General features: G+C 71.2%; 16 protein-coding genes. 7 read left to right on the top strand and 9 right to left on the bottom strand.

All coding sequences use genetic code 11. The features are described 5' to 3' along the window. Window positions 1–103 precede the first annotated feature (103 nt). Entirely contained in the window at window positions 104–823 is a 720-nt protein-coding gene (locus tag OHS71_RS36420) for a DinB family protein (protein ID WP_328483577.1), read from the bottom strand. A gap of 269 nt (window positions 824–1,092) precedes the next feature. On the opposite strand from OHS71_RS36420, the gene OHS71_RS36415 reads away from it, so the two are divergent. Both OHS71_RS36415 and OHS71_RS36410 read left to right on the top strand, forming a co-directional pair. Further along, on the top strand, window positions 1,093–3,201 hold the full coding sequence (locus OHS71_RS36415; RefSeq protein ID WP_328483576.1) for a DUF4139 domain-containing protein: 2,109 nt from the start codon (window positions 1,093–1,095) through the stop codon (window positions 3,199–3,201). 6 nt (window positions 3,202–3,207) lie between these two features. After that, window positions 3,208–4,767, top strand: a complete 1,560-nt coding sequence (locus OHS71_RS36410; RefSeq protein WP_328483575.1) for a mucoidy inhibitor MuiA family protein — start codon at window positions 3,208–3,210, stop codon at window positions 4,765–4,767. Between the two features lie 113 nt (window positions 4,768–4,880). On the opposite strand, the gene OHS71_RS36405 is transcribed toward OHS71_RS36410, so the two are convergent. The 5 genes from OHS71_RS36405 to OHS71_RS36385 form a co-directional block, all read right to left on the bottom strand. Beyond that, the gene (locus OHS71_RS36405) at window positions 4,881–6,617 is read right to left on the bottom strand and encodes an amylo-alpha-1,6-glucosidase (protein WP_328483574.1); all 1,737 of its coding nucleotides are present in this window, start codon (window positions 6,615–6,617) and stop codon (window positions 4,881–4,883) included. Between the two features lie 81 nt (window positions 6,618–6,698). Continuing rightward, entirely contained in the window at window positions 6,699–7,523 is an 825-nt protein-coding gene (locus OHS71_RS36400) for a carbohydrate ABC transporter permease (RefSeq protein ID WP_328483573.1), read from the bottom strand. Next, window positions 7,520–8,500: a carbohydrate ABC transporter permease gene (locus OHS71_RS36395; RefSeq protein ID WP_328483572.1), complete on the bottom strand. Its 981-nt coding sequence runs from the start codon at window positions 8,498–8,500 to the stop codon at window positions 7,520–7,522. The genes OHS71_RS36400 and OHS71_RS36395 overlap by 4 nt, the downstream gene beginning before the upstream one ends. A gap of 10 nt (window positions 8,501–8,510) precedes the next feature. Continuing rightward, a complete protein-coding gene (locus tag OHS71_RS36390; protein WP_328483571.1) occupies window positions 8,511–9,758 on the bottom strand; it encodes a sugar ABC transporter substrate-binding protein in 1,248 nt (415 codons plus the stop codon). A 143-nt stretch (window positions 9,759–9,901) separates the two neighbouring features. Beyond that, entirely contained in the window at window positions 9,902–10,924 is a 1,023-nt protein-coding gene (locus OHS71_RS36385; protein ID WP_328483570.1) for a LacI family DNA-binding transcriptional regulator, read from the bottom strand. A 434-nt stretch (window positions 10,925–11,358) separates the two neighbouring features. Here OHS71_RS36385 and OHS71_RS36380 point away from each other — a divergent pair, with 434 nt between their 5' ends. Further along, entirely contained in the window at window positions 11,359–15,018 is a 3,660-nt protein-coding gene (locus OHS71_RS36380; protein WP_328483569.1) for a LamG-like jellyroll fold domain-containing protein, read from the top strand. A gap of 96 nt (window positions 15,019–15,114) precedes the next feature. Here the strand turns inward: OHS71_RS36380 and OHS71_RS36375 are convergent, their stop codons facing one another. The 3 genes from OHS71_RS36375 to OHS71_RS36365 all read right to left on the bottom strand — a co-directional run bounded on the left by OHS71_RS36375 (window position 15,115) and on the right by OHS71_RS36365 (window position 17,864). Next, window positions 15,115–15,912 (bottom strand): maleylpyruvate isomerase family mycothiol-dependent enzyme, encoded by a 798-nt coding sequence (locus OHS71_RS36375; RefSeq protein WP_328483568.1) that lies wholly within the window; start codon window positions 15,910–15,912, stop codon window positions 15,115–15,117. Between the two features lie 82 nt (window positions 15,913–15,994). Beyond that, window positions 15,995–17,002, bottom strand: coding sequence for an NADP-dependent oxidoreductase (locus OHS71_RS36370; RefSeq protein WP_328483567.1), 1,008 nt, complete (start codon window positions 17,000–17,002; stop codon window positions 15,995–15,997). Window positions 17,003–17,135: 133 nt separating this feature from the next. Next, window positions 17,136–17,864, bottom strand: a complete 729-nt coding sequence (locus OHS71_RS36365) for a TetR/AcrR family transcriptional regulator (protein ID WP_328483566.1) — start codon at window positions 17,862–17,864, stop codon at window positions 17,136–17,138. A gap of 152 nt (window positions 17,865–18,016) precedes the next feature. Between OHS71_RS36365 and OHS71_RS36360 the strand changes: the two genes are divergently transcribed. From OHS71_RS36360 to OHS71_RS36345, 4 genes are all read left to right on the top strand, one after another. Further along, a complete protein-coding gene (locus OHS71_RS36360; protein ID WP_328483565.1) occupies window positions 18,017–19,069 on the top strand; it encodes an alcohol dehydrogenase catalytic domain-containing protein in 1,053 nt (350 codons plus the stop codon). A 143-nt stretch (window positions 19,070–19,212) separates the two neighbouring features. After that, complete coding sequence (locus OHS71_RS36355) at window positions 19,213–19,770, top strand: DUF485 domain-containing protein (RefSeq protein ID WP_328483564.1); 558 nt, start codon at window positions 19,213–19,215, stop codon at window positions 19,768–19,770. Continuing rightward, the gene (locus tag OHS71_RS36350; protein WP_328483563.1) at window positions 19,767–21,377 is read left to right on the top strand and encodes a sodium/solute symporter; all 1,611 of its coding nucleotides are present in this window, start codon (window positions 19,767–19,769) and stop codon (window positions 21,375–21,377) included. The genes OHS71_RS36355 and OHS71_RS36350 overlap by 4 nt, the downstream gene beginning before the upstream one ends. Window positions 21,378–21,642: 265 nt before the next feature. Next, window positions 21,643–21,975 (top strand): putative quinol monooxygenase, encoded by a 333-nt coding sequence (locus OHS71_RS36345; RefSeq protein WP_328483562.1) that lies wholly within the window; start codon window positions 21,643–21,645, stop codon window positions 21,973–21,975. Window positions 21,976–21,985: the final 10 nt, after the last annotated feature.

Genomic DNA, 21,985 nt, shown 5'->3' with positions numbered 1-21,985 from the left:
CGCGGGCGGTGGGGCCGCGGCCGCCGAGGCCCCTGATCCCTGATCCCGTGCGGCACACGCAACGGGCACGACAGCGCCGGCCGCACCGCCGGCGCGCCCGGACCTATCCGGAGGCGGTGAAGCGGGTCCGCCAGAGGTCACGGAGCAGCGCGATCTCCGCCATGTGGTGGATGAACTCGAGGTTGGAGCCCGCCAGCACGGAGACGAACGGGTGATCGGCGTCGTTGCTGTACGGGTACTGCGAGAAGCCGACCGTGTCGAGCTGCTCCTCGGTGACCGTGGCGACGCTGTCGCGCCAGCGGTCGATCACCGCCCAGAACCGATCGAGCGCCAGAGCGGCGGAGGGGGTGAAGTCGACCAGCAGCTTCGGCTCCCGCCGCCGTTCGCCGAAGGTCCACTCCCAGGGTCCCGCGAAGTGGAAGTGCAGATGCCCCAGCCGCCACGCGATCGTGGTGACCGGCACTTCGTCGGCCTGCGGCGTACCGGTGTGAGCGAGGATCTGCTCGACCCGCTCCACACTCACGCTCCAGTCGTCGGCGATCTTGTCGACGGTCATGCCGCCGGCCGCCTGCCGGGCCACCTCGGCGTACTCGCTCGCCGGGATGTCCGCCGCACCCAGGTCGAGCACCCACGCGCCGGGCCCGAACGCCCTGGGCGTCGTCGCCTCGCCCCGCGGCCGGATCGACCAGCAATGGGGCACCGGCTCCCACAGGTACTCCTCGTCGCCCAGCCCGGCCAGTCGCACCTGGGCCATGTCCCTGGCCTGGTCGAACTGGTCGAGCAGCAGGCCCAGACGATCCGTACGCGGGCCCTGGATCTCCATGCCGGACTCCCCTCACGGTCGCGCCCCGTCAACGCATCACGCCCAGGCGGAAGTTAATGGTTCACCGCACGGGGCGCCACCGAATTCCCCGCGCGTTCGGCGGTGCGGTGCGGCCCCCCGCGTCGCCCCGCCGCGTCACCGCGGGCGCACATGACGGCTGCGGACCGGTCCGTCCCTGCGCGGCCGGCTGCGCCGTGAACAGCCGGAAGCCGCGCGGACCACCCGGGGCGTAGGCTTCGCTCAGCACGACGCGACGGGGGACGGAGCGCATGACGGCTGCGACGGCACAGAGGTGGGAATCGACCCTCGACTCGGTGGTGGTGTACGCGCAGGGCGCGGTCTGCCGCCGTCTCGCCCGGGGCGGTGTGCCGCCGGACGGCCGGGTACGGGTGACGGGACTGCCGCGTTCGCTGGACCCCGGGTCCCTGCGCGCCCGGATCACGGGCGGCGCCGCAGTGCGCGTCACCGAGGCACGGGTCGAGGTCGAGGCCGAGCCCGCCACCACGGCCGTCCCCGACGCGTTGCGGCGCGAGGTGGAGCGGCTGAGTGACGAGTACGCGGCGGCACAGGGGCGCCGGGACCGGCAGCAGAGCCTGATCGAGGAGATCGGGGCACTGCGCCCGGTCCCGCCGGCCCGCAGGCGGGACGACCCGCACCGCCGCACCCCGGTCGACGCCTGGCTGGAGCTCGCCGGTTTCGTCGACGAGCGGCTGACCGGGCTGCACGCCCGGCTCCTCGAGCTGGAGGAGGCGGTGGGCCACGCCGAGCACGCGCTCTCCGTCGCCGCCGACCGGCTCGCCCGGGCTTCCACCGACGCGCCGTCCGCGCACGTGGAGACCACGGTCTCGGCGGTCCTGACCCTCGCCGGGAGCGGTGACGCGCAAGTGGAGCTGGAGTACGGCGTACCGGGCGCCGTCTGGGTGCCGGCCTACCGTCTCACCCACCGCCAGGGGGACAGCAGCGGCCGTCTGGTGCTGCGGGCTTCGGTCGCCCAGCGCACCGGCGAGGACTGGACCGGTGTGCGCATCGCCCTGGCCACCGCCGACCTACGGCGCCGTACCGATCTGCCCAGGCTCCGCTCGGTCCGGATCGGGCGCCGTCAGCCCGCCCCCCTGCCGTCCGGCTGGCGCGAGCCGCCGACGGGCCTTGCCGACCTGTTCGCCGGGTACGACGGGGCCGGCACTCGCCCCGCCGGGGGACATCCCTCGTCGGTGGCCGCAGCCGCCGGCCCCGTACCCGGTCCCGTTCCGCCGATGCAGCCGGCACCCCCGGTCCACGCCGGACCGCCGGCGCCGCCCGGTTACGGCGCACCGCCCCCCGCGCCCTCGCCGGGCAGTGCCGGCTTCGCCCGCCCGAAGACGGGCGGCGCGCCGGGCGACCTCGCGCGGTCGGCCCCGTCACGGCCCGGCAGCGGGCCGCGGGCCCGCAGCATGCCCTTCGCCCCCTCCGCCGCCATGGCGCCGCAGGCCTCCGGCGGGGCGGCGCCGCTCATGCCGCAGGCGCCCGCGGCTCCGGGCGCGGCCGCGCCGGCGGCCGGTCCGCCGCAGCCGAGCGGCGCCGAACTCGACTACACCGCCCTCGTGCTGTGCGGCCCCGACGAGGCGGGCGGTCGCCGGGGCCGGCTGTTCCCGGACTCCGCCTTCGACCCGGTGGCGACCGAGTACCGCCGCCGCGCCGAAGCGGTGGCCGCGCTGCCGCTGCCCGGACACGCCGTGCGGCCTCGCCGGTCGGCCGGTTCGTTCGACCACCGCTTCGATGCCGTCGCCCGCGCCGACATCCCCTCGGACGGCACCTGGCACACCGTCACCGTCGGCGAGATCCCGGTCGGTCTGCACACCGAGTACGTCTGTGTGCCGTCCGTGGAACAGAGCGTGTACGCGACGCTGGTGCTCTCCAACTCCACCGACCAGGCACTGCTGGCCGGCCCGGTGGAGGTCACCGCCGGTGACGACTTCCTGCTGACCACCGCACTGCCCACGCTCGCCCCCGGCGGTCAGTGCCGGGTCGGCCTGGGCCCCGCCGAGGGCATCAGGGTCACCCGCCGCACCCATGTGCACGAGTCGACCGCCGGTCTGCGCAACACCACCACCGTGCTCGACCACCGGGTCCACGTGGAACTGGCCAACCTTCTCGCCGGACCCGTCACCGTCGAGGTCCGCGAGCGGGTACCGGTCACCTCCGACGCGGACATCCGGATCGAGGAACGGGCGGCCTGGACGACACCGCCCCAGGACGGCGAGGGCCGGGAGCACCACGCGCCCGGCACCCGCGTCTGGCGGGTGGACCTGCCCACCGGCGCCACGACCGCCCTCGACGGCGGCTACGAGATCCGTATCGCGTCCGCCAAGACCCTGGCCGGCGGCAACCGCAGGAGCTGACACCCCATGTCCACGGCACCCGAGCCGATCCCCCTCCCCGTCACCGCCGTCACCTGCCTGGAGGACCGCGCCCACGTCGAGCGCACCACCACGCTCGCTCTCACGGCGGGAGTCCAGCGGCTGCGTCTCGGACCGGTCAGCGCGCTGGCCGTCGACCGCACGCTGCACGCCGAGCTGACCGCCGAACACCCGGCGACCGTGCTCGACGTACGGATCGTCCGCAGCTGGACGCCGCGCGGGCCGCTGCCCACCGACGAGGACTCCGCGCTGCGCCGGCGCGTGCACACCCTCGAGGAGGAACTGCGCGCCCTGGAGCTGCGGCGCGTCCGGCTGCGCACCCGCCTCGACGTACTCGCCCGTCTCGCCGCCGATCTGCTGCGGGAGGTCGGCGAGGGCGCCGGCTCGGGAGAGACCGAAGGGCCTCGCTGGACGCGCGAACTGGACCGGGTGGACGCCGAACGCGACTCCTACGGCGAGCAACTGCGCGACGTGGAAGCCCGGTCGGCTTCCCTCGCCGGCGAACTCGGCTCGGCCCGGGAGGTCATGGACCTCGCCGAGGAGGAGCCCGCCGAGCTGGTCGGCCACATCGAACTGACCCTCGATGCCGCAGCCGCCGGGCCGGCCGCGCTGCGCCTCAGCCACCTCACCGGGTGCGCGCTGTGGCGGCCGGCCTACCGGTCCGTGCTCGACGGCGGCTCCCTCACGCTGGAGACCGACGCGATGGTCTGGCAGCGGACCGGCGAGGACTGGTCCGGTGTACGGCTGACGCTGTCGACGGCACGCTCGGCGCTGTCCACCGAGCCGCCCCGGCTGGACGAGGACCGGCTGACGCTTCAGGACCGCTCCCCCGCCGAGCGCCGCAGCGTCGACGTCGAACTGCGCGAGGAGGAGATCACGGACCTCGGCCCGACCCCGGTGCTCGGTCTGCCGGGCGTGGACGACGCGGGCGAGGTGCGGGTGCTGCGGTCCCCCGCACCGGTGTCCGTGCGCGCGGACGGCCGCGCCCACCGCGTACCGCTGTCCGCCTTCACCACGCCAGCGAACGTCGAGCACGTCTGCGCACCTGAGCTGTCCCCGCTGGTCACCGAGGTGGTTCGGTTCGGGAACCAGTCCGGCCACGCGTTGCTCGCCGGCCCCGTCGACCTCATCCGCGGCAGCGGGTTCACCGGTCGCGGCACACTGGACTTCACCGCTCCCGACGCCCCCGTCGAACTGGCCTACGGCAGCCGCGACGACCACCGGGTCGTCCGGCACACCGAGGAGACCCGCGACACCGCCACACTCACCCAGCGGACCGTGGTCACCCGCACCGTCCGCCTCCACCTGTCCCGGTTCTCCATGCCCGGCGAAGAGGGCGAGCGGGTGATCGTCCTGCGCGAACGGATCCCGGTGTCCGAGGTCGCGGCGGTGGAGGTACGCCTCCGCAAGGAGCTCTGCTCGCCCGCCCCCGACACGCTCGACGCCGACGGCATCGCCTGCTGGAACGTCGCCCTCCCGCCCGGCGGGCGACGCACCGTCACCCTGGTGTACGAGCTGTCGGCGAGCTCCAAGGTCGCCGGACTCTGAACCCTCGCACACCGTCCGCGCCGACCCGGCGCACCGCTGGAACTCGTTGGGCCGTGTCCGCGTCGCCGCCCCGAGCGAGCCGCTCGGCGGGGCCGCCTGCGGGAGGCGGCCGTTCAGCGGCTCTCCCTGCGTGCGTGTGCTTCGGCCAGCAGGAGGTAGCTGCTGGCGGTCCAGGTGTAGGCGCGGTCGCGCAGGCCCGTTCCGGTGAGGGCGTCGAAGTTCTCGGCGAAGCCGTGCGTTTCGCACAGGGCGCGGAAGCGGGCGCCGATGTCGTCCGCGAGGCGCTGGTGGCCGGCGCGGCGCAGGCCGTCCTCGATGAGGACGGTGGCGGGGGCCCAGATGGGGCCGCGCCAGTAGCCGTCGGGGAGGTAGTGCGGTGAGGTGGGCAGTTCGGTGGCCAGGCCGTGCGGGGTCAGGTGGGCCTTGATGTGGTCGGCCAGCGCGCTGCTGACGTCTTCGGGCAGGTGCTCGCCGAGCATGATGGGCATCAGGTCGAGGAGGCTGGAGCTGCTCCAGGTGTCCCCGGTGGCCGCTCCGCGGGCGACGAACCGGTCGCCGGTCCAGAGCTGGTCGAGCAGCGCCGACTGTGTCTCCTCGGCCGCGTCCGCCCACCGACGCGCCTGTTCCTCCTTACCCAACTCCTTCGCAAGGTAGGAGAGTTCGCGCATCTGGAGAACGAGGAAGGCGGTCAGGTCGGCGGTGACGACCACCCGCTCGGGGTCGAAGGTGGTGGCGTTGTCCCAGCCGCTGTCGTTGCCGTGCTGGTAGTAGGGCAGAAGGGCGCCGGGGGCTCTCCGCGCGGTGAGCCAGAAGTCCGTCCAGCGTTCCAGTCGGGCGTACGTCCGGGCGAGTTCGTCGTGGCCGGGAGGGGCCGACAGGCGGCGGCGCAGCCGGCCGAAGGCCCAGCCGTGGATGGGTGGTTTGACGAAGTTGTGGAGGACCTCGGAGTGGGTGACCGAGTCGGGAAGGGCGCCGCTGTCGTCCTGGTGGTCGAAGGGCAGGGCGAACTGGTCCAGGGCCAGCGCGGGGCGACCGGGTGCCAGCGCGAGGGCGTTGAAGCAGTGGTCCCAGCTCCAGACCTTGTCCATCCAGTGCTTGGACATCAGCACGGCGGGCCGGGTGACCAGACCGGCCGGGCGTACGCTCGCCGACCAGACGACGTAGGCGGCGAGTTCGGCGGCCGGAGTGACGGACGAGCGCCAGGGGGCCACCGCGTCGACGAAGTCCGCGAACGCGCCCCGAGCGGATTCCACGATGTCGTCGAAGGGCGCCGAGGGCGCGTACGGCGGGCGGGCGGTGTCGAGTTCCTCGATCGCGATCTCCCAGGCTCCGTCCGCCTGCGCCGTCACGGTGAGCCCGCGGTCGCTGCTGCTCAGGGCCTGGTCTCCGACCGGCTCCGCGAGGGTGCCGGACAGCAGGGTGACGCGGTAGCGGCGTCCGGTCTCGTACGACGTGAACACGTGCGCCCGCGCCGCCGGGTCGTGGAAGAAGTACGTTCCGCTGAAGGGGGTCAGGGTGTGCGCGGCGGCGAGGACACCGACGCCCAGCCCGCTCCCCCGCAGGCGAACGGTGTCCGCGCTCTCGTAGGCGAGGTCGATGTGCCCGCTGTCGCCGGACCAGCCGAGCAGACCCGGTGTCGCCTCGACGCGGGTGGCGGCCCGGTCTCCGGTGGCCGGGTCCACGGGGACCAGACGCAGGACGGCGTGCATACCGTTCTGGTGCGAGACGAGGTGGAGGTCCTCGGCGTACGTCTTCTCCGCCACCACGGGCGAGATGTCGAACCAGGACCCGTAGGTGCTGAACGGGATGTCGTGGACGGAGAAGGCCGGGCCGGACGAGGCGGCGGTCATGTGGCGTGACTCGTTTCTGGAGCAGGGGACGACGTCGGCCGGCGCACGAGGGGCCGACCGTCGTGGTCGGGTCGGGGCGACTCAGTCCTTGACGGCGCCGGCGGTCACGCCGGCCGCGACATAGCGCTGGGCGAGGACCAGGATCACCGCGGCGGGCAGCGAGGCCACGACGGCGGTGGCCATGACGGCGTTCCACTCCTGGTTGTTGTTGCCGATGTAGTGGTAGATGCCCAGGGTGATCGGCTCGTGGGCGCCGCCGTTGACCAGCGTGCCGGCGAAGACGAAGTCGGACCAGGACCACAGGAACGCGAACAGCGACACTGTGACCACGGCGTTGCGGCTCATCGGCAGCACGACGGACCAGAAGGTCCGCAGGGCCCCTGCTCCGTCCATCCGCGCGGCCTGGATCAGCTCGCCGGGGATGCCCGACATGAACGCCGTGAAGATGAGGACCGCGAACGGCACGGCCAGGGTGGAGTCGGCGACGATCAGGCCGGGGACGGACTGGAGCAGGCCGAGACCGAGGTAGATGGCGTAGAAGCCCATCGCCATGATGATGCCGGGGATCATCTGGGCGGCCAGCAGGACGAAACTCAGGATGCCGCCGCCGCGCGGGCGCAGCTTGGCCAGTGCGTAGCCGGCGGGCGCGGCCAGTGCGACGGTCAGGACGACGGTTCCCAGAGCGACGACGAGGCTGGTGCCCAGGTAGGGCAACTGCTCGTCGAGGACGGTGCGGTAGCCCGCCAGGGTGCCGTGGACCGGGAACAGGTCCGGCGGGCTCTTGCGCATGTCCTGGTCGCGGGTGAAGGACACGTTGAGCATCCAGTAGACCGGGAAGAGCATGATCGCGGTCAGCAGCACGCCGATCGCGGTCTTTCCCCGCGTACGCCTGCGGTTTCGGCTCATGACGGCGCCTGCTTCCTCTGCACCCGTACGTAGACCAGGCCGAAGGCCAGCGCGGCGATGACGAGCAGGTTGCCGACGGCCGCGCCCGGGCCGAAGGCGGGCAGGAGGTTGCCGAAGCCCAGTTGGTAGGACCAGGTGGCGAAGGTGGTCGACGAGTCCGCCGGGCCGCCCTTGGTCATGATCCAGATGATGTCGAAGACCTTGAGGGTGTAGACCAGCCCCAGCAGCAGCGTGATCGCCGACACCGGTCGCAGCAGCGGGAAGGTGATGCGCCAGAACCGCTGCCAGGCGTTCGCGCCGTCGAGGGCGGCCGCCTCGTACAGACCGGCCGGGACGGACTGAAGGCCGCTGTGCAGCACGACCAGGTTGAACGGGACGCCGATCCAGATGTTCGCGATGATCACCGAGGCCAGTGACCAGGACGGTGAGGTCAGCCAGTTCACCGGGGCGATGCCGACGGCGTGCAGGGTGGCGTTGACGACGCCGGACTCGCTGTTGAGCATCCACGACCAGGTGGAGGCCGAGACGATCAACGGCAGCAGCCACGGTACGAGGAACAGGGCGCGCAGGGTCACGGAGAGCCGGAAGTGCTGGTGGAAGAAGACCGCGAGGGCCAGACCGATGGCGTACTGGAAGACCAGGCATACGGCGGTGAAGACGGCCGTGTGGAGCAGGGCCGGGGCGAAGGTCGGGTCGTCGAAGATCTTGCGGTAGTTGGCCAGCCCCGTGAACGGGGCGTCGCCCTGCACGAAGGAGCGGACGGTGTAGTCGCGCAGGCTCAGGTCGAGGTTGCGGTACAGCGGCCAGGCGTAGAACAGGGCGAGGTAGAGGGTCACCGGGGTGAGGAATCCCCAGGCGGCCCACTGCTTGGAGGCGGGCCGCCGGCGTTTCCCGGTGCGGGCCGGAGCCGGGGCGGCGGCCGGGGCGTTCCGGACGAGCGGGGACCGGTGATCCGGCGGATGCGTCGTCTGCCTCATCGGACCCACGTCACTTGACCGCGGCCTGAGCCGAAGTGAGCGCGTCCTTCGGTGACTTGGACCCGCTGAGGGCGGACTGGACGGCCTTCCACAACTGCTCGGAGATCTTGGGGTACTTGGTGCCCAGGTCGTCACTGGTGCGGCCCTTGGCCGCCTTGACGGCATCCACCCAGGGCTTCAGCCCGGCGTTCGCGGCGACCTGCTTGTCCTGGACCTCGCCGGTGGGGGCCACGTAGGACAGGGTGGTGTCGGTGTTGTAGAGGTTGTCGGTGCTGGTCAGGCAGTTCGCCAGCTTCTCGGAGGTGGCGTAGCGGCCGGTGTCCCGCTGGACCGGGACCGTCATGAACTCACCGCCTGTCGGGGCGGAGGCGCTGCCGCCGGTGGCGGCGGGGACGGGAAGAACCCCGTAGTCGAGGCCGGCCTTCCCGGCGCCCGCGAGTTGCCAGGTGCCGTTCTCACCGAACGCGTAGTCGCCGCCGATGAACTCCTGCCAGCTTGTGGTCTGGGTGTTGTTGAGCACCGAGTTGGGGGCGTAGCCCTTCGCCAGCCAGTCCTTCCACAGCGACAGCGCGGACACGGCCTGGGAGGAGTCCAGTTCGGTCAGCTCGGCGCCCGATCCCCAGAACCAGGGCAGGAACTGGAAGCTGCCCTCCTCCGTGCCGATCGCCGAGAAGGTGATGCCCTTCTTGCCCGCCTTCTCGACCTTCGCCAGTGCCGCTGTCAGGGACGTCCAGTCCTTGACCGTGGCGATGTCGACCCCGGCCTCCTTCAGCACCTTCTTGTTGTAGTAGAGGGCGAGGGTGTTGGCGCCGATCGGCGTGCCGTAGGTCTTGCCGCCAGACTGACCGGCCGCCAGCAGGTTGGGGTCGACCTTCGAGGTGTCCAGCTTGTTCTCGGCGGTCGTGGTGAGCACGCCGGCCTCGGCCAGGGTCGACACGACCGGGTTGTCGACTATCAGGATGTCCGGCGAGTTGCCCTGCTGTGCCGCCAGCAGGGTCTTGTTGCCCAGGTCGCCGGTGTCGAAGCCGGTCCGCTTGATCTTCACGCCGGCCTTGGTGCCGCACTGGTCGAGCAGCTTCGCCCAGGCCGAGCTCTTGTCGAACTGCGGGTAGGGGTCCCAGATGGTGTACGTCCCGCCGGCGGCTCCCTTGGTGTCGGTGCTGCCCGAGCCGGAGGAGCAGGCGGTGGCGCTGACGGCGACGGCCAGGGCGGTGAGGGCGGCTGCGGTCAGACGGCGCTGTCTGGAGGAGGCGTTCATCGCGAGGTTCCTTTTCTGGACATGCGGGTGCCGAGGCAGGGGTGGTGAGGAGGAACAGGCACGGCGAGCGGCGCGGTCGACCGGTTCGGGCGTCCGTGGGGTGAGGAGATCAGCGTGTCGTGAGGAGGGTTGCGCCGGTGCGGTCAGGGCGCCGTGGCGGCTGCGGCGGGCCCGGTGCTGGCCCGCAGGGAGATCGGGGGCGTGAGGAGATGGTGGCGGGGTGGCGCGTCGGGATGGTCGAGCCGCTCCACCAGCAGGTCGACGGCGCGCCGGCCCATCTCCTCCGCCGGTACGTCGGCCGCGGTGAGCTGCGGGGTCACCGTCTCCGCCCAGCGGCCCGCCACGATCCCGGTGACGGAGAAGTCGCGCGGTACATGACGGCCCGCCCCGGCGAGCCCTCGGTAGAGGCCGCCCAGGGCGGCTTCGTTCAGTGTGACCAGGGCGGTGGTGGCGGGGTCGTCGTACAGGATCCGCTCCAGGCAGGTCTGGCCCGACGCCGCGTCGTCGCCGCAGCAGTACGTCCGCACGGTGAGCCCGCGTTCGGCGGCGGCTTTGGTGAACCCGTCCAGGCCCCGCTGGGCGGACTCGTATCCGGCCCTCAGCAGCTGCTCGGGGCGGTTGACGAAGGCGACCCTGCGATGGCCCAGATCCGCCAGGTGGTGGACGCAGGCCGCGGCGAGCACGGTGTGGTCCAGGCCCACCCACCAGCCGCTCTCGGGGTGCGCGGTGCGGCCGATGGCGACGGAGGGAAACCCGAGGGCGGCCAGGTGATCGACCCGGTCGTCCTCCAGCCTGATCTCCATGAGGATCGCGCCGTCGACCCGCCGCTCGCCCAGCAGCCGCTGGAAGGAGCGGTCGCTGTCCACACCGCTCGGGGAGAGCAGCACGTCGTAGTCGTGGGCCGCGGCGGCCTCCACCACACTGCCGATGAAGTCCAGCTGCATCCCGGTGTAGTGGCTGCCGGCCGGCGGGAAGACCAGGCCGATGGTGCTGGTCCGGCCGTTGGCCAGGGCGCGGGCGCTGGCGTTGGGTCGGTAGCCCAGCTCGTCGATGACCTCCTGGATCTTTCGGCGGGTGTCGTCCGAGACCGGGCGCTTGCCGCTCAGGGCGTACGACACCGTGCTCCGCGAGACACCGGCCCGTCGGGCGATCTCACCGATGTTCACGGCGACTCCTTGCTCGAACCGGTTCGACCCCTCGGAAGAGGAAGCGCCCGCCGGTCGTGAGGGTAGGGGCTGGAACGAAGAACGGGGACCGGCTGTCGAACCGGTTCGCGTGAAGTGAAGGTAGGAACTGCCCTCCACCCTGTCAACACCGCCGGACGAACTTTCCCGACCCGTGATGCGGCCGCCGGATCCTTCTGCGCGAGGGATTGCTGGCACGGAGACCCAGTGCTAGCTTCCCCGAACCGGTTCGATGAAGCGATCCTTCCGGCAGCCGAAGGCCCCGCTCCCCCTCGCCCGGGAGATACGGGGCCGCCACCCCATCACCCCGGACACTCCCCGGCTTCCGCCTTCCCCGGCATCGAACCGGTTCGACGCCTCATCGGCACTTCCCGACCCGCCTGTCCACACGCATTCAAGGATTGAGGACGCCATCCATGCCATCCGCTGACCGATCCGCCCGGCGCCGCGCCCCGGCCGCCGTGGCGCTGGCTCTCGGGGCGGGCATGCTGGCCGCGCCGGCCGTCCCGGCACGGGCAGCCGATACGCCCCGGCCCGCAGCCCGCTACACCTTCGACCAGGACGACCTCGCCTCCGGCCAGCTCACCGACAGCTCCGGCAACGGCCTGACGGCGACCCTGGTGAACAGCGCCACCGCCCGGTCCGTCGCGGGCACGGACGGCGGCAGGGCGCTCGCCCTGCCGGGCGGCGCACCCGCCTCCGACGGAGCCTATGTCCGCCTCCCCCGCGAGGTGCTCGGCGACGCCGGCGACCTGACGGTCTCGGCCCGCGTGAACTGGAGCGGCGACAAGTCGTCCTGGCAACGGATCTTCGACCTGGGCACCGACACCTCCAGGTACCTCTTCACCACCCCGTACAACGGAAGCGTGCTGCGCACCGCCGTGACCGCCGGCGGCGGGGGCGCGGAGGCACAGGTCTCCGGGTACGCCCCGCTTCCCGCCGGCGGATGGCGGACCGTCACCGTCACCCTCGACACCTCCACCCACCGGGTCACCACCTATCTGGACGGGGTGGCGGTCTCGTCCGCCGCGACGACGCTCGAGGCCCGGGACCTGCTCGACAGCTCGGCAACGGCGGCCGGCTACATCGGCAGGTCCTTCTACCAGGACCCGCTGTTCAAGGGCGTGATCGACGACTTCACGGTCTGGCATGCGGCGCTCAGCCCCGAACAGGTGGCCGGCACGGTCGGGAACCTCCCCACCCTCCGGGAACTCGCGCAGACGGCCTTCGAGGTGCGCACGACCACCGGGACCGCCCCGTCGCTCCCGGCCGCGGTCCGCTCCTCCTTCTCCGACGGCTATGACCGCGACACGCCGGTCGTCTGGGACGCCGTACCGTCCGGGAGGTACGACCGGCCGGGGACGTTCACGGTGGGCGGAACCGCGGCCGGCCGCGCCGTGCGGGCGACCGTCACGGTGGTCCGCGAGGGACAGCTGACCGTCGGCCTCGGCTCGGACACCGGGCCGTTCCACGGCGGCGCCTCCGGCACCCTCTACGGCGTCTACGGACCGGACGTCCCCACCGGCAACCTCATCGAGGGAATGGGCCTGCGCACCGTCTCCACCAAGGCCCAGGACGGCCCGCAGCACCCCGGTGCCGACGCGCTGGACGTGGTCGGGCCGCTGGCCGACTCCACCGACGGCGACGTGTACATCTACATGACCGACATCCACCGCGGCTTCCCGTACCAGTGGCCGGGCGACACCCCCGCGGAGAAGCTCAGGCTCTACGAGGAGAAGATCGCCGAACAGGTGGACCAGGTCCTGAAACTGCCGGAGCAGTACCAGGACAACATCGTCTTCGTGCCGTTCAACGAGCCCGAGGGCAACATGTTCGGCACCGGCGAGTGGAGCTACGACAAGGTCAGCTGGCTCGACGACCCGGCCGGCTACTTCGCCGCCTGGGACGACGCCTACAAGCTCATCAGGGCCAGGATGCCGAGCGCCCGCATCGCCGGCCCCAACACCAGCGTCCTCTACGACCAGGTGAAGGGCTTCCTCGCCCACACCCTGGCCGCCGGCACCCTCCCCGACGTCATCACCTGGCACGAGCTGAGCCACCCGGAGGCGGTACGCCAGAGCGTGGCGAAGTACCGGGCGTGGGAGAAGGAACTGTTCAAGGGCACCGGCCGCGAGGGCACTCAACTCCCCGTCAACATCAACGAGTACGCCTTCAACTACCACACCTCCGTCCCCGGCCAGATGATCCAGTGGGTCTCCGCGATCGAGGAGTCCAAGGTGGACGCCGACATCGCGTACTGGAACATCGACGGCAACCTCTCCGACTCCGCGGTGCAGTCCAACCGCGGCAACGGCCAGTGGTGGCTGCTGAACTCGTACGCCTCGATGAGCGGTCACACGGTGGAGGTGACCCCGCCGTTCCCGGGCGAGAACTATCGCATGCAGGGTGTGGCCACACTCGACGAGAAGAAGAAGCAGTCCCGGCTGATCTTCGGCGGGTCCACCGGGAAGGGCCACATCACCTTCGCCGACGTCCCGGGGAAACTCTTCGGGGACCGGGTGCACGCCTGGGTGCGCGAGATCGAGTGGAGCGGGCAGACAGGCGACTCCTCCGGCCCGAAGCTGCTCGCGGAGACGGACCTGGAGGTGGGTGACGACGGCTCGGTCTCCGTCGACTTCGGCGACGGAACGCTGCCGAAGCTGAAGGAGTCCTCGGCGTACGAGATCGTCCTCAGCCCGGCCGGGAAGGCGAAGGGCACGCAGTCGCCGCCCGTGCGCTGGCAGGGCGCCTACGAGGCGGAAGACGCCGCCCACACGGGTTCCGGCTACTCCAGGAACGGCCCGGAGGGCTCGCCCGGCGACGTGTCGAAGTTCTACACCTCCGGCGGCTACGACGTGGGCGGCCTGCGCACCGGCTCGGACGTCACCCTCGACTTCGGCGTGGACGTGCCCGAGGACGGCACGTACGACCTGAGCGTCTTCGCCAACTCCCTCAACACCTTCGACAAGGTCCAGGAGCAGGGCCCCACCAACGTCTTCCTGCGTGTCGACGGCAAGGCGGACAGCGAGCAGGAGCTGTACCTGCCGCTCAGCTACAAGTGGGTGGTGTGGGACCACACCGACACCAGAATCCACCTCACCGAGGGCAGGCACACCCTCACGCTCGCCGCGAGGAGTCTGGACGGCAAACGCGCCACCCAGGGCGACGCCATCGTCGACCGGCTCACCCTGTCCCTGCCGCATGCGTCGGCGGCCACCCGGGTGTACGAGGGCGAGCTGGCCTGGACGGGTGGAGGCGCACGGCCCGTCTACGACCTTCCGAAGCACACCGCGGTCCCGGCGACCGGCTCGGGCGCGGTCCGGCTCGCGAAAAGTCAGACGGCCACGTTCTGGGTCTACTCGCCCGCCGACCGGGAGGCCACGCTCGACGTCGAGACCCTCGGCGGCGCCGACGCGCGGCTCTCCGTCAACGGACACGACGTACTGCACATCACCCGGGGCAGCCACGCGGTGGCGGTCTCCCTCTCGGGCGGCGTCAACAAGGTGACCGTGACCGGTGGTTCGGCCACCACCCTCGTCGATCGTCTGAGCGTCACGCCCACCGACGGCACGCTCGACGGGCGTACGTACGAGGCGCAGGACGCCGTGCTCGCGGGCTCGGCCACGCTGACCCCGCTGTCGCTCGCCACCGACGGCACGGCGATCACGGGGATCGGCGGCGACCCGGGCAACGGCAACACGGCGACGTTCACGGTCACCGCGGACAAGGCCGGCCTGTACGCGCTGCGGATCCGCTACTCCAACCCGGAGCAGGCGGAGGCCACCCACTACAACCCGGATCCGCTCGCCCGCCACGCCGACATCACCGTGGGCAGGGGCAGGACGCAGCGCGTCGGCTTCCCCCACACCTTCCACCGGAACAACTTCTGGGAGTCGACCGTGCCTGTCCAGCTCAGGAAGGGACAGAACACGATCACCTTCCGCTCCGAGGAACTGCCCGACTTCGACGGCACCACCTACGCCTCGGACACCTTCCCCGGAGTGCCGCTCCGCTCCCGCTACGCTCCGCTGATCGACCGGATCACCGTGGCGCCGTACGCACGGCAGGTGCGCTGAACCCCTGGCCGGTGACATCGGCCGGCGCCCGGGTCCGTCGCTTCGGACGGCCCGGGCGCACGGATCAGCAGCCGGGGGCGAGGTGTACGAGGCAGTTCAGAATGCGGAGTTGGCGAACCAGTGGGCCAGCAGGTGCTCGTCCCCTTCGTGGGCGAGGGCCTCTGCCTCGTAGGGCAGGCGACCGTAGACGAGCTGGAGCAAGTCGGCCGCGGTTCCCTGAAGGGTCGCGTCGGCGGTTGCCGCGGCCGGGTGTGCCGTGTCCAGCCCGAAGCCGTCGGACCGCAGGCGGACGACCCAGACTTCGTCCCCGTCGGTCGCGCGGAAGCGGATGGTCCTGTCGGGGCCGCGCAGATGGGCCACCTTGGGGGCGAAGAAGGTGGCGAAGGGCAGGTTGACGAGGAACTCGTCGATCCCGTCGACCGCGACCGGACGGTCGATCGCGGGCCGGAGACCGAGTGCGAGCTCGGCGTCGGTCCGGTGCACCAGGGTCTCGAAGAGCATCCGGCGTGCCCAGAAGCGGGCGTGCTGGTCGGCGCCCCACGCCCACATCGGCACGTTCGGGCCGGTGGCCGCGAAGGCGTCCGCGGCCACGGTCGCGCTCTCGGCCAGCCAGTCGGCGTATCCGTCCTCCTGCTCCGGAAGCCGGAGGTCCACTTCACGCTTGCGCGGGGGTTCCTGGATGCGCGCACGCAACAGGACCGAGAACCAGCGCTGGACGCTGCCCGTGTGCTTGACCAGGTCGGCCAGCGTCCAGCCCGGACAGCTGGGCACCGCCGTAGCCGGGTCGGCGTCCTTGACCACCGCGACGAACCGGGCGGTCTCCGTGGCAACAGCCGTGCGGTGATCGACCGCGACGGAAACGGACGTGCGGTGGGTGGGGTCGGACGCCTTCAACGTGACCTGCCTTTCGAGAGGAACTGCGGGTTCGACGGTACGGCTGGTCGAGGCCGGAAGGCGGCCTCGCCCCGAACGGCGGTCATGCCAGCTCCAGGACGAGTTTTCCGACGTTCTCCCCGCGAAAGAGCATCTGCAACGTCTCGGGGAAGTCGTCCACGCTCCCCCTCACCACATGTTCCTTGACCTTGACGCGGCCGGCGCCGATCCAGGCAGCGATCTCTTGGGCGGCCTGCGCGTAGCGCTCGGCGTAGTCGAAGACGACGAACCCCTCCATGCGGGCGCGGCGCACCAGCAGCGAGAGGTAGTTGGAGGGGCCCTTGACCGGTGTGTCGTTGTTGTACTGACTGATCGCGCCGCAGACCACGACGCGCGCGTGCATCGCCAACCGCGTCAGGGCGGCGTCGAGGATGTCACCTCCGACGTTGTCGAAGTAGACGTCGATGCCGTCGGGGGCCTGTCGGCGCAGCGCCTTCCCGACGTCCTCGGTGCGGTAGTCGATCGCGGCGTCGAATCCCAGTTCGTCGGTGAGCAGGGCGCATTTCTCCGGCCCTCCGGCGATGCCCACGACCCGGCAGCCCTTGGCCTTCGCGATCTGACCGGCGATGGTGCCGACCGCCCCGGCCGCCCCCGACACCACGACGGTCTCGCCGTCCTTCAGTGCCCCGACGTCGAGCAGGCCGAAGTAGGCGGTCATGCCGGGCATGCCCAGCGCGCCGAGATACGTCGAGGGCGGGGCGAGGGAGGTGTCGATCTTCATGGCGCCCCTGCCGTCGGAGACCACGTACTCCTGGACGCCGAACGTGCCGACCACGTGATCACCCGGCTGGAAGCCGGGGTGGTGGGATGCGGTGACCTCGATGACCGATCCGGCGCGCATCACCTCGCCGATGCCCACCGGCGGCAGGTAGGACGGACGGTCGTCCAGCCAGCCTCGCATGGCCGGGTCCAGGGAGATGACGCGCGTCCGACCCGCGAACCGGCCCGGGCCCGGGTCGTCGACGGTCCCTGAACAGTGCTGCCAGTCACCGGGTTTGACCTCGCCCGAGGGGCGGGCTGCCAAACGGATCTGGCGGTTGGTCGCAGACATCGCGTCTCCTGTCGTTCGCGGCTTCGCCGCAGGGTACCGACCAGTAGGTATGCGGGGCTGCGTGATGTTCACCACACACCCTGCCCGCCCCCGCCCTCCACGCCCCGCGCCGGACGGGCCGGCGAGCCGAGGGCTACCGCCCGGACCGGCTGCTGCGGTCCCGCTCGTGCAGCAGTCGTGCGGTCTGCTCGGAGACCGGCGCGGCCAGCAGCGCGGTGACCAGGTCGACCAGTCGGCTGGTGAACAGCCGGTCGTCCCTGCGAGGACGGGCAGCGGCCCTGGCGGCGAGTTCGGCGTGACAGAAGCGCATGGCGGTGAAGCGGGTATGGAACACCGCGGTCGACTCGGGAGCCAGCAACGGCTCCAGCAGGCGCCGCCAGGGATAGATGCTGGACCCCTTCGTCACGACGACCTCGACCAGGGGTTCGGGGCGATTGAGCAGTTCGGCCACGATTTGCAGGAACTCGCGGCCGCCATCGGGGTCGGCGAGTTTGGCGGCGGCGGGCAGCACCAGCGCCACGGCCAGAGGCCGAAGCTCGACGGCGCCGCTGCCGCTGCCGCTGCCGTCATCGCCGTCGCCGCCGACGCCGTCTTCGTACTGCTGCAGCAGTACCTCCCGGCGGGCGTCCACCGCAGGAAGGTGCTTGTCGAGCACGGCCCGCAGCAGACCCGCCCGGTCGCCGAAGTGGTACTGGAGGGCCATCGCGTTGCGCTGACCGGCGGCCCGCTTGATCTCGTTGAGCGACGCACCGTCGACGCCCTTCGCCGCGAACAACCGCTCCGCAGCCCGGATGAGCGTGCCGCGGGTGTCACCGGCATTCCGGCTCCGGGGCGCCGTGGCCTGCGTCTCATGTGCTGTCACGGATGCCCATGCTAGCGTCGCCCCGCCGAATTAATACGCATGCATTAATCCTTGATGAACGCGCCTTGATGCGCTGCACTGCGGGAGTCACGTAACCGCTCCGGAATCCCTGTTCTGCACGGCGCCGCCCCGCGCCGGGATGGAGGCATCCATTGAAGGCACTGACCTACCACGGCCCCCACGACATCCGGTACGGAGACGTACCCGACCCGGCCGTCACCAGCCCCACCGACGCGGTCGTCCAGGTCACCACGGCCGGTATCTGCGGCAGTGACCTGCACATCTACGGCGGCAACGGATTCAGCCCGGAGACCGGCTACACACCGGGACACGAGTGCGTCGGCGTGGTCGTCGACGTCGGCGACCAGGTCACCCGCTTCAAGCCCGGCGACCGGGTCATGGTTCCCGCCTCGGTCGGCTGCACTCTGTGCAGGACCTGCGCGAGGGGACTCACCGCACGGTGCGAGCGAGCCCATGCCCCGACCGACCTCTGCTACGGAGTGAGCCAGCACCTTCCGGGCAGTCAGGCCCAGGCGCAGGCCGTGCCCCACGCCGACATCAACCTGGTGCACCTGCCCGAAGGCATCTCCGACGAGGCCGCCGTCGTCCTGACGGACAACGCTCCCACTGCCTGGTACGGATGCCGCCGCGCCCGCATCCAGCCCGGTGAAACGGTGCTGGTGATCGGTCTGGGCCCGGTCGGCCTCATGGCCGCGCAATCCGCCTTCGCGATGGGCGCCGCCCGTGTGCTGGGCGCGGACCTGGTCGCGGAGCGCCGTGCCTTCGCCGCCATCCTGGGCGTCGAGCCGGTCGAGGGGGAGGACGCACGGACGGCCATACGGGAGATGACCGCGGGACGCGGACCGGACGCCGTGGTGGAGGCCGTGGGCTCGGACGCCACCATCGAGCTCGCCCTCAAGGCCGTCCGGCAGGCGGGACGCGTCAGTGTCATCGGCGTCAGCCAGAACAGGGCCTTTCCCTTCCACATGGGACTGGCCCAGGTGAAGGAGCTGGAGTTCGCCATCGGGCTGTGCTCGATCCACTACGAACTCCCTGCTCTGATCCCTCTCGCCCAGGCCGGCCGGATCACCCCGGAGGTCGTGGTCACCCACCGCTTCCCCCTCTCCGAGGGCCCCGCGGCGTACGAACTGTTCAACAGCCGCGCTTCCGGCGTCCGCAAGGTCCTCCTCGACCCCGCCCGCTGATCCGCCCGGGGGGAACCGCATCGACCCCGAAACGTGACCCCCAGGGGGATCACAGACATCCCAACTGGTCGGTATGGTGCGCCGCCAGAACCATTCCTCCCCGTTCACCTCCACGGATCCGAGCCGCAGTGGAAGGCCAGGCGATGACGTACGCCGACGAGAACCGAAATCCGCCATCACCCACGGGATGGCCGCTGCCCCACACCGAGCCCCGGACGTACGGCCACCACGTCCCTCGGTACGACTCTTACGCGAACGCGAACGCGAACTCGTACGGGAACGCGAACTCGTACGGGAACGCGAACTCGTACGGGAACGCGAACTCGTACGGGAACGCGAACGCGAACTCGTACGGGCAAGCCCCTCGGGACGAGGCGTACAGGCACGAGCCTCATCGGCACAGTGCCGACCTCGCCGCACTCCGCTCGGCCTACCGCCGGCTGCGTCGAACGGCCACGCTCGCCGCGCTCGGCTCCTTCGTGGTGTATGTCGTGCTGTCCTGCTACGCGCCTGAGCTGATGGGGGCCACGATCGTCGGAGAGATGAGCCTGGGAATGGCCCTGGGGGTCTTCCAGCTCGTCGTCACCTTCGCGGCGGTCTCCTGGTACGGACGCGGCGCACGACGCTCGGTGGATCCGTTGGCCCGCGCCGTCAGAGAGCGTGCGGTCCCCACCGGCCGGAACACGGAGGTGGCGAGATGAACGACTCCGGGACACAGGCCACCGTCCTGGTTCTCTTCACCACGCTGGTCACCGTCACGCTGATGATGTGCGTGATGACGGGACCGGACCGCGACGACCTGACGAACTTCTACACCGGCTACCTCTCGCTGACCCCGCTCAAGAACGGCCTGGCGATCGCGGGCGACTACATCTCGGCCGCCACGGTCCTGAGCACCACCGGCATCATCGCGCTCGCCGGATACGACGGCTACGTTCTCGCGGTCAGCACCGCCCTGTCGCTGGTACTGCTGATGTTCCTGCTGGCCGAACCCCTGCGCAACGCGGGCAGGTTCACCATGGGCGACGTCCTGGCCCGCAACATGCCGGAGCGGTCCGTGCGCGTCGCAGCCTGCGTGGTGACGCTTTCGGCGACCCTGCCCTTCCTGGTCGTCCAGCTCTCCGGAGCCGGGTCGCTGCTCACCTTCATCCTCGACCTCCCGCACGTGACGGGCGCCCGGACGGCGTGCATCGTCATCGTCGGCAGCCTGATGATCATTTACGCGGCGATCGGCGGCATGAGAGGCACCGCCCTCATGCAGATGATCAAGATCGTCCTCCTGCTCGGCACCAGCGTCGTCGTCGCCGCTCTCGTACTGAACCGCTTCGACTGGAACCCCAGCGACGTCCTCAGGGCCGCCCAGCACGGCAGTGGCACGGGCCCCGCCTACCTCCAGCAGGGCCTTCAGCTGGGCACCTCGACCATTGACCGGCTCGACTTCGTCGGTCTCCAGGTCACCGTGGTCCTCGGCGTGGCCTGCCTGCCCCACATCACGATGCGTCTGTACTCCGCGCAGGACGTGCCGGCCGTGCGCCGCTCCATGTCGTGGGCGGTCGGCACGGTCACCACGTTCTGCCTGCTCGTGATCGTCATGGGGACGGGCGCGGCGGCGCTGGTGGGGTCGCGGGCCATCACCGCGGCCGACCCGAACGGCAGAACGTCGCTGCTCATGCTGTCGCAGACGCTCGGCGGAGCCCCCGGCTCCGCAGGCACGACGATCCTCTACTCGGCCGTGGCGGGCATGGTCTTCATCACCCTGTTGTCGTCGGTCGCGGGAATGACCCTGGCCGCTGCCTCGTCACTCGCCCACGATCTGTACGCCCATGCGGCGCGGCGGGGGCAGGCGCCGCCGCGCACGGAGATGACGGTGGCGGCGTGGACGAGCGTGGTCGTGGGAACCGTCGCGATCGTGCTCTCCACCCTGGTCCAGCACTGGGACGTCGGCGTGCTGACCACTCTGGCCATCTGCATAGGCGCCTCCGCCGTGGCGCCCGCGCTCACCTACTCCCTGTTCTGGCGAGGATTCACCCGCACCGGCCTGCTCGCCACCCTCTACGGCGGCGCGGCCTGCGCCCTGCTGTTGATGATCTTCTCCAAGGCCGTCTCGGGCACACCGTCCGCCGTCTTCCCCGACGCCGACTTCCACCTGTTCCCCATGCAGTCCACCGGGCTGGTCTCCATCCCGTTCGGCTATCTGGCGGGCTGGCTGGGCAGCCGTCTGGACCGACAGCACCGCCCGGCCGACAGCCACGAGAACCGGCGGCTGTACGAAGAGAGCGAGGCACGGCTGCTCGCCGCGGCCGAATGACCCCGACAGCGGGGGCGGGGCGGGGCGGCGTGGCTGTGCCGGGGGTGGTGCGACGCGTCCGCCTCGCGGGTCGGCGAGCCGGCGACCGCAGGCTTCGAGGTCGTACGATCCTGTCGCGCGAGCCCTGGTGGCACGGCGCGAAAGCAGGCGAAGTCGCGCCCGCCCCGCGGATCGGCCCGTCCCCGTGTCCGTCGTGTACCCACCCCGGTTGACACGGGTGGAGGCGCCGCGCCGAGCAACGCACAGACTTCAGCGAAGGAATCCCATGATCTTCATCACCGCCAAGTTCCGAGTGCGTCCCGAGCACGCCGACCACTGGCCCGAGATCACCGCCGACTTCACCCGGGCCACGCGCGCCGAGCCCGGTTGCCTGTGGTTCGACTGGTCGCGCAGTGTGGAGGACCCGACGGCGTACGTCCTGATCGAGGCTTTCCGCGACGACGAGGCCGCCGTCACGCATGTGCAGTCCGCGCACTTCAAGGCCGCGCAGCGGACGCTGCCGCCCCATCTGGCCGAGACGCCGCGCATCGTCAATGTGACCGTGCCGCAGCACGACTGGTCGCTGCTCGGGGAGATGGCGGTCCCCGGCCAGGAGTAGTCGTCGGCGA

Source organism: Streptomyces sp. NBC_00377 (genome assembly GCF_036075115.1).
In the GTDB taxonomy this organism is placed as follows: domain Bacteria; phylum Actinomycetota; class Actinomycetes; order Streptomycetales; family Streptomycetaceae; genus Streptomyces.
The sequence above is the reverse complement of the archived record's forward strand: the minus strand, read 5'-3'. Positions and strand labels throughout refer to the sequence as shown.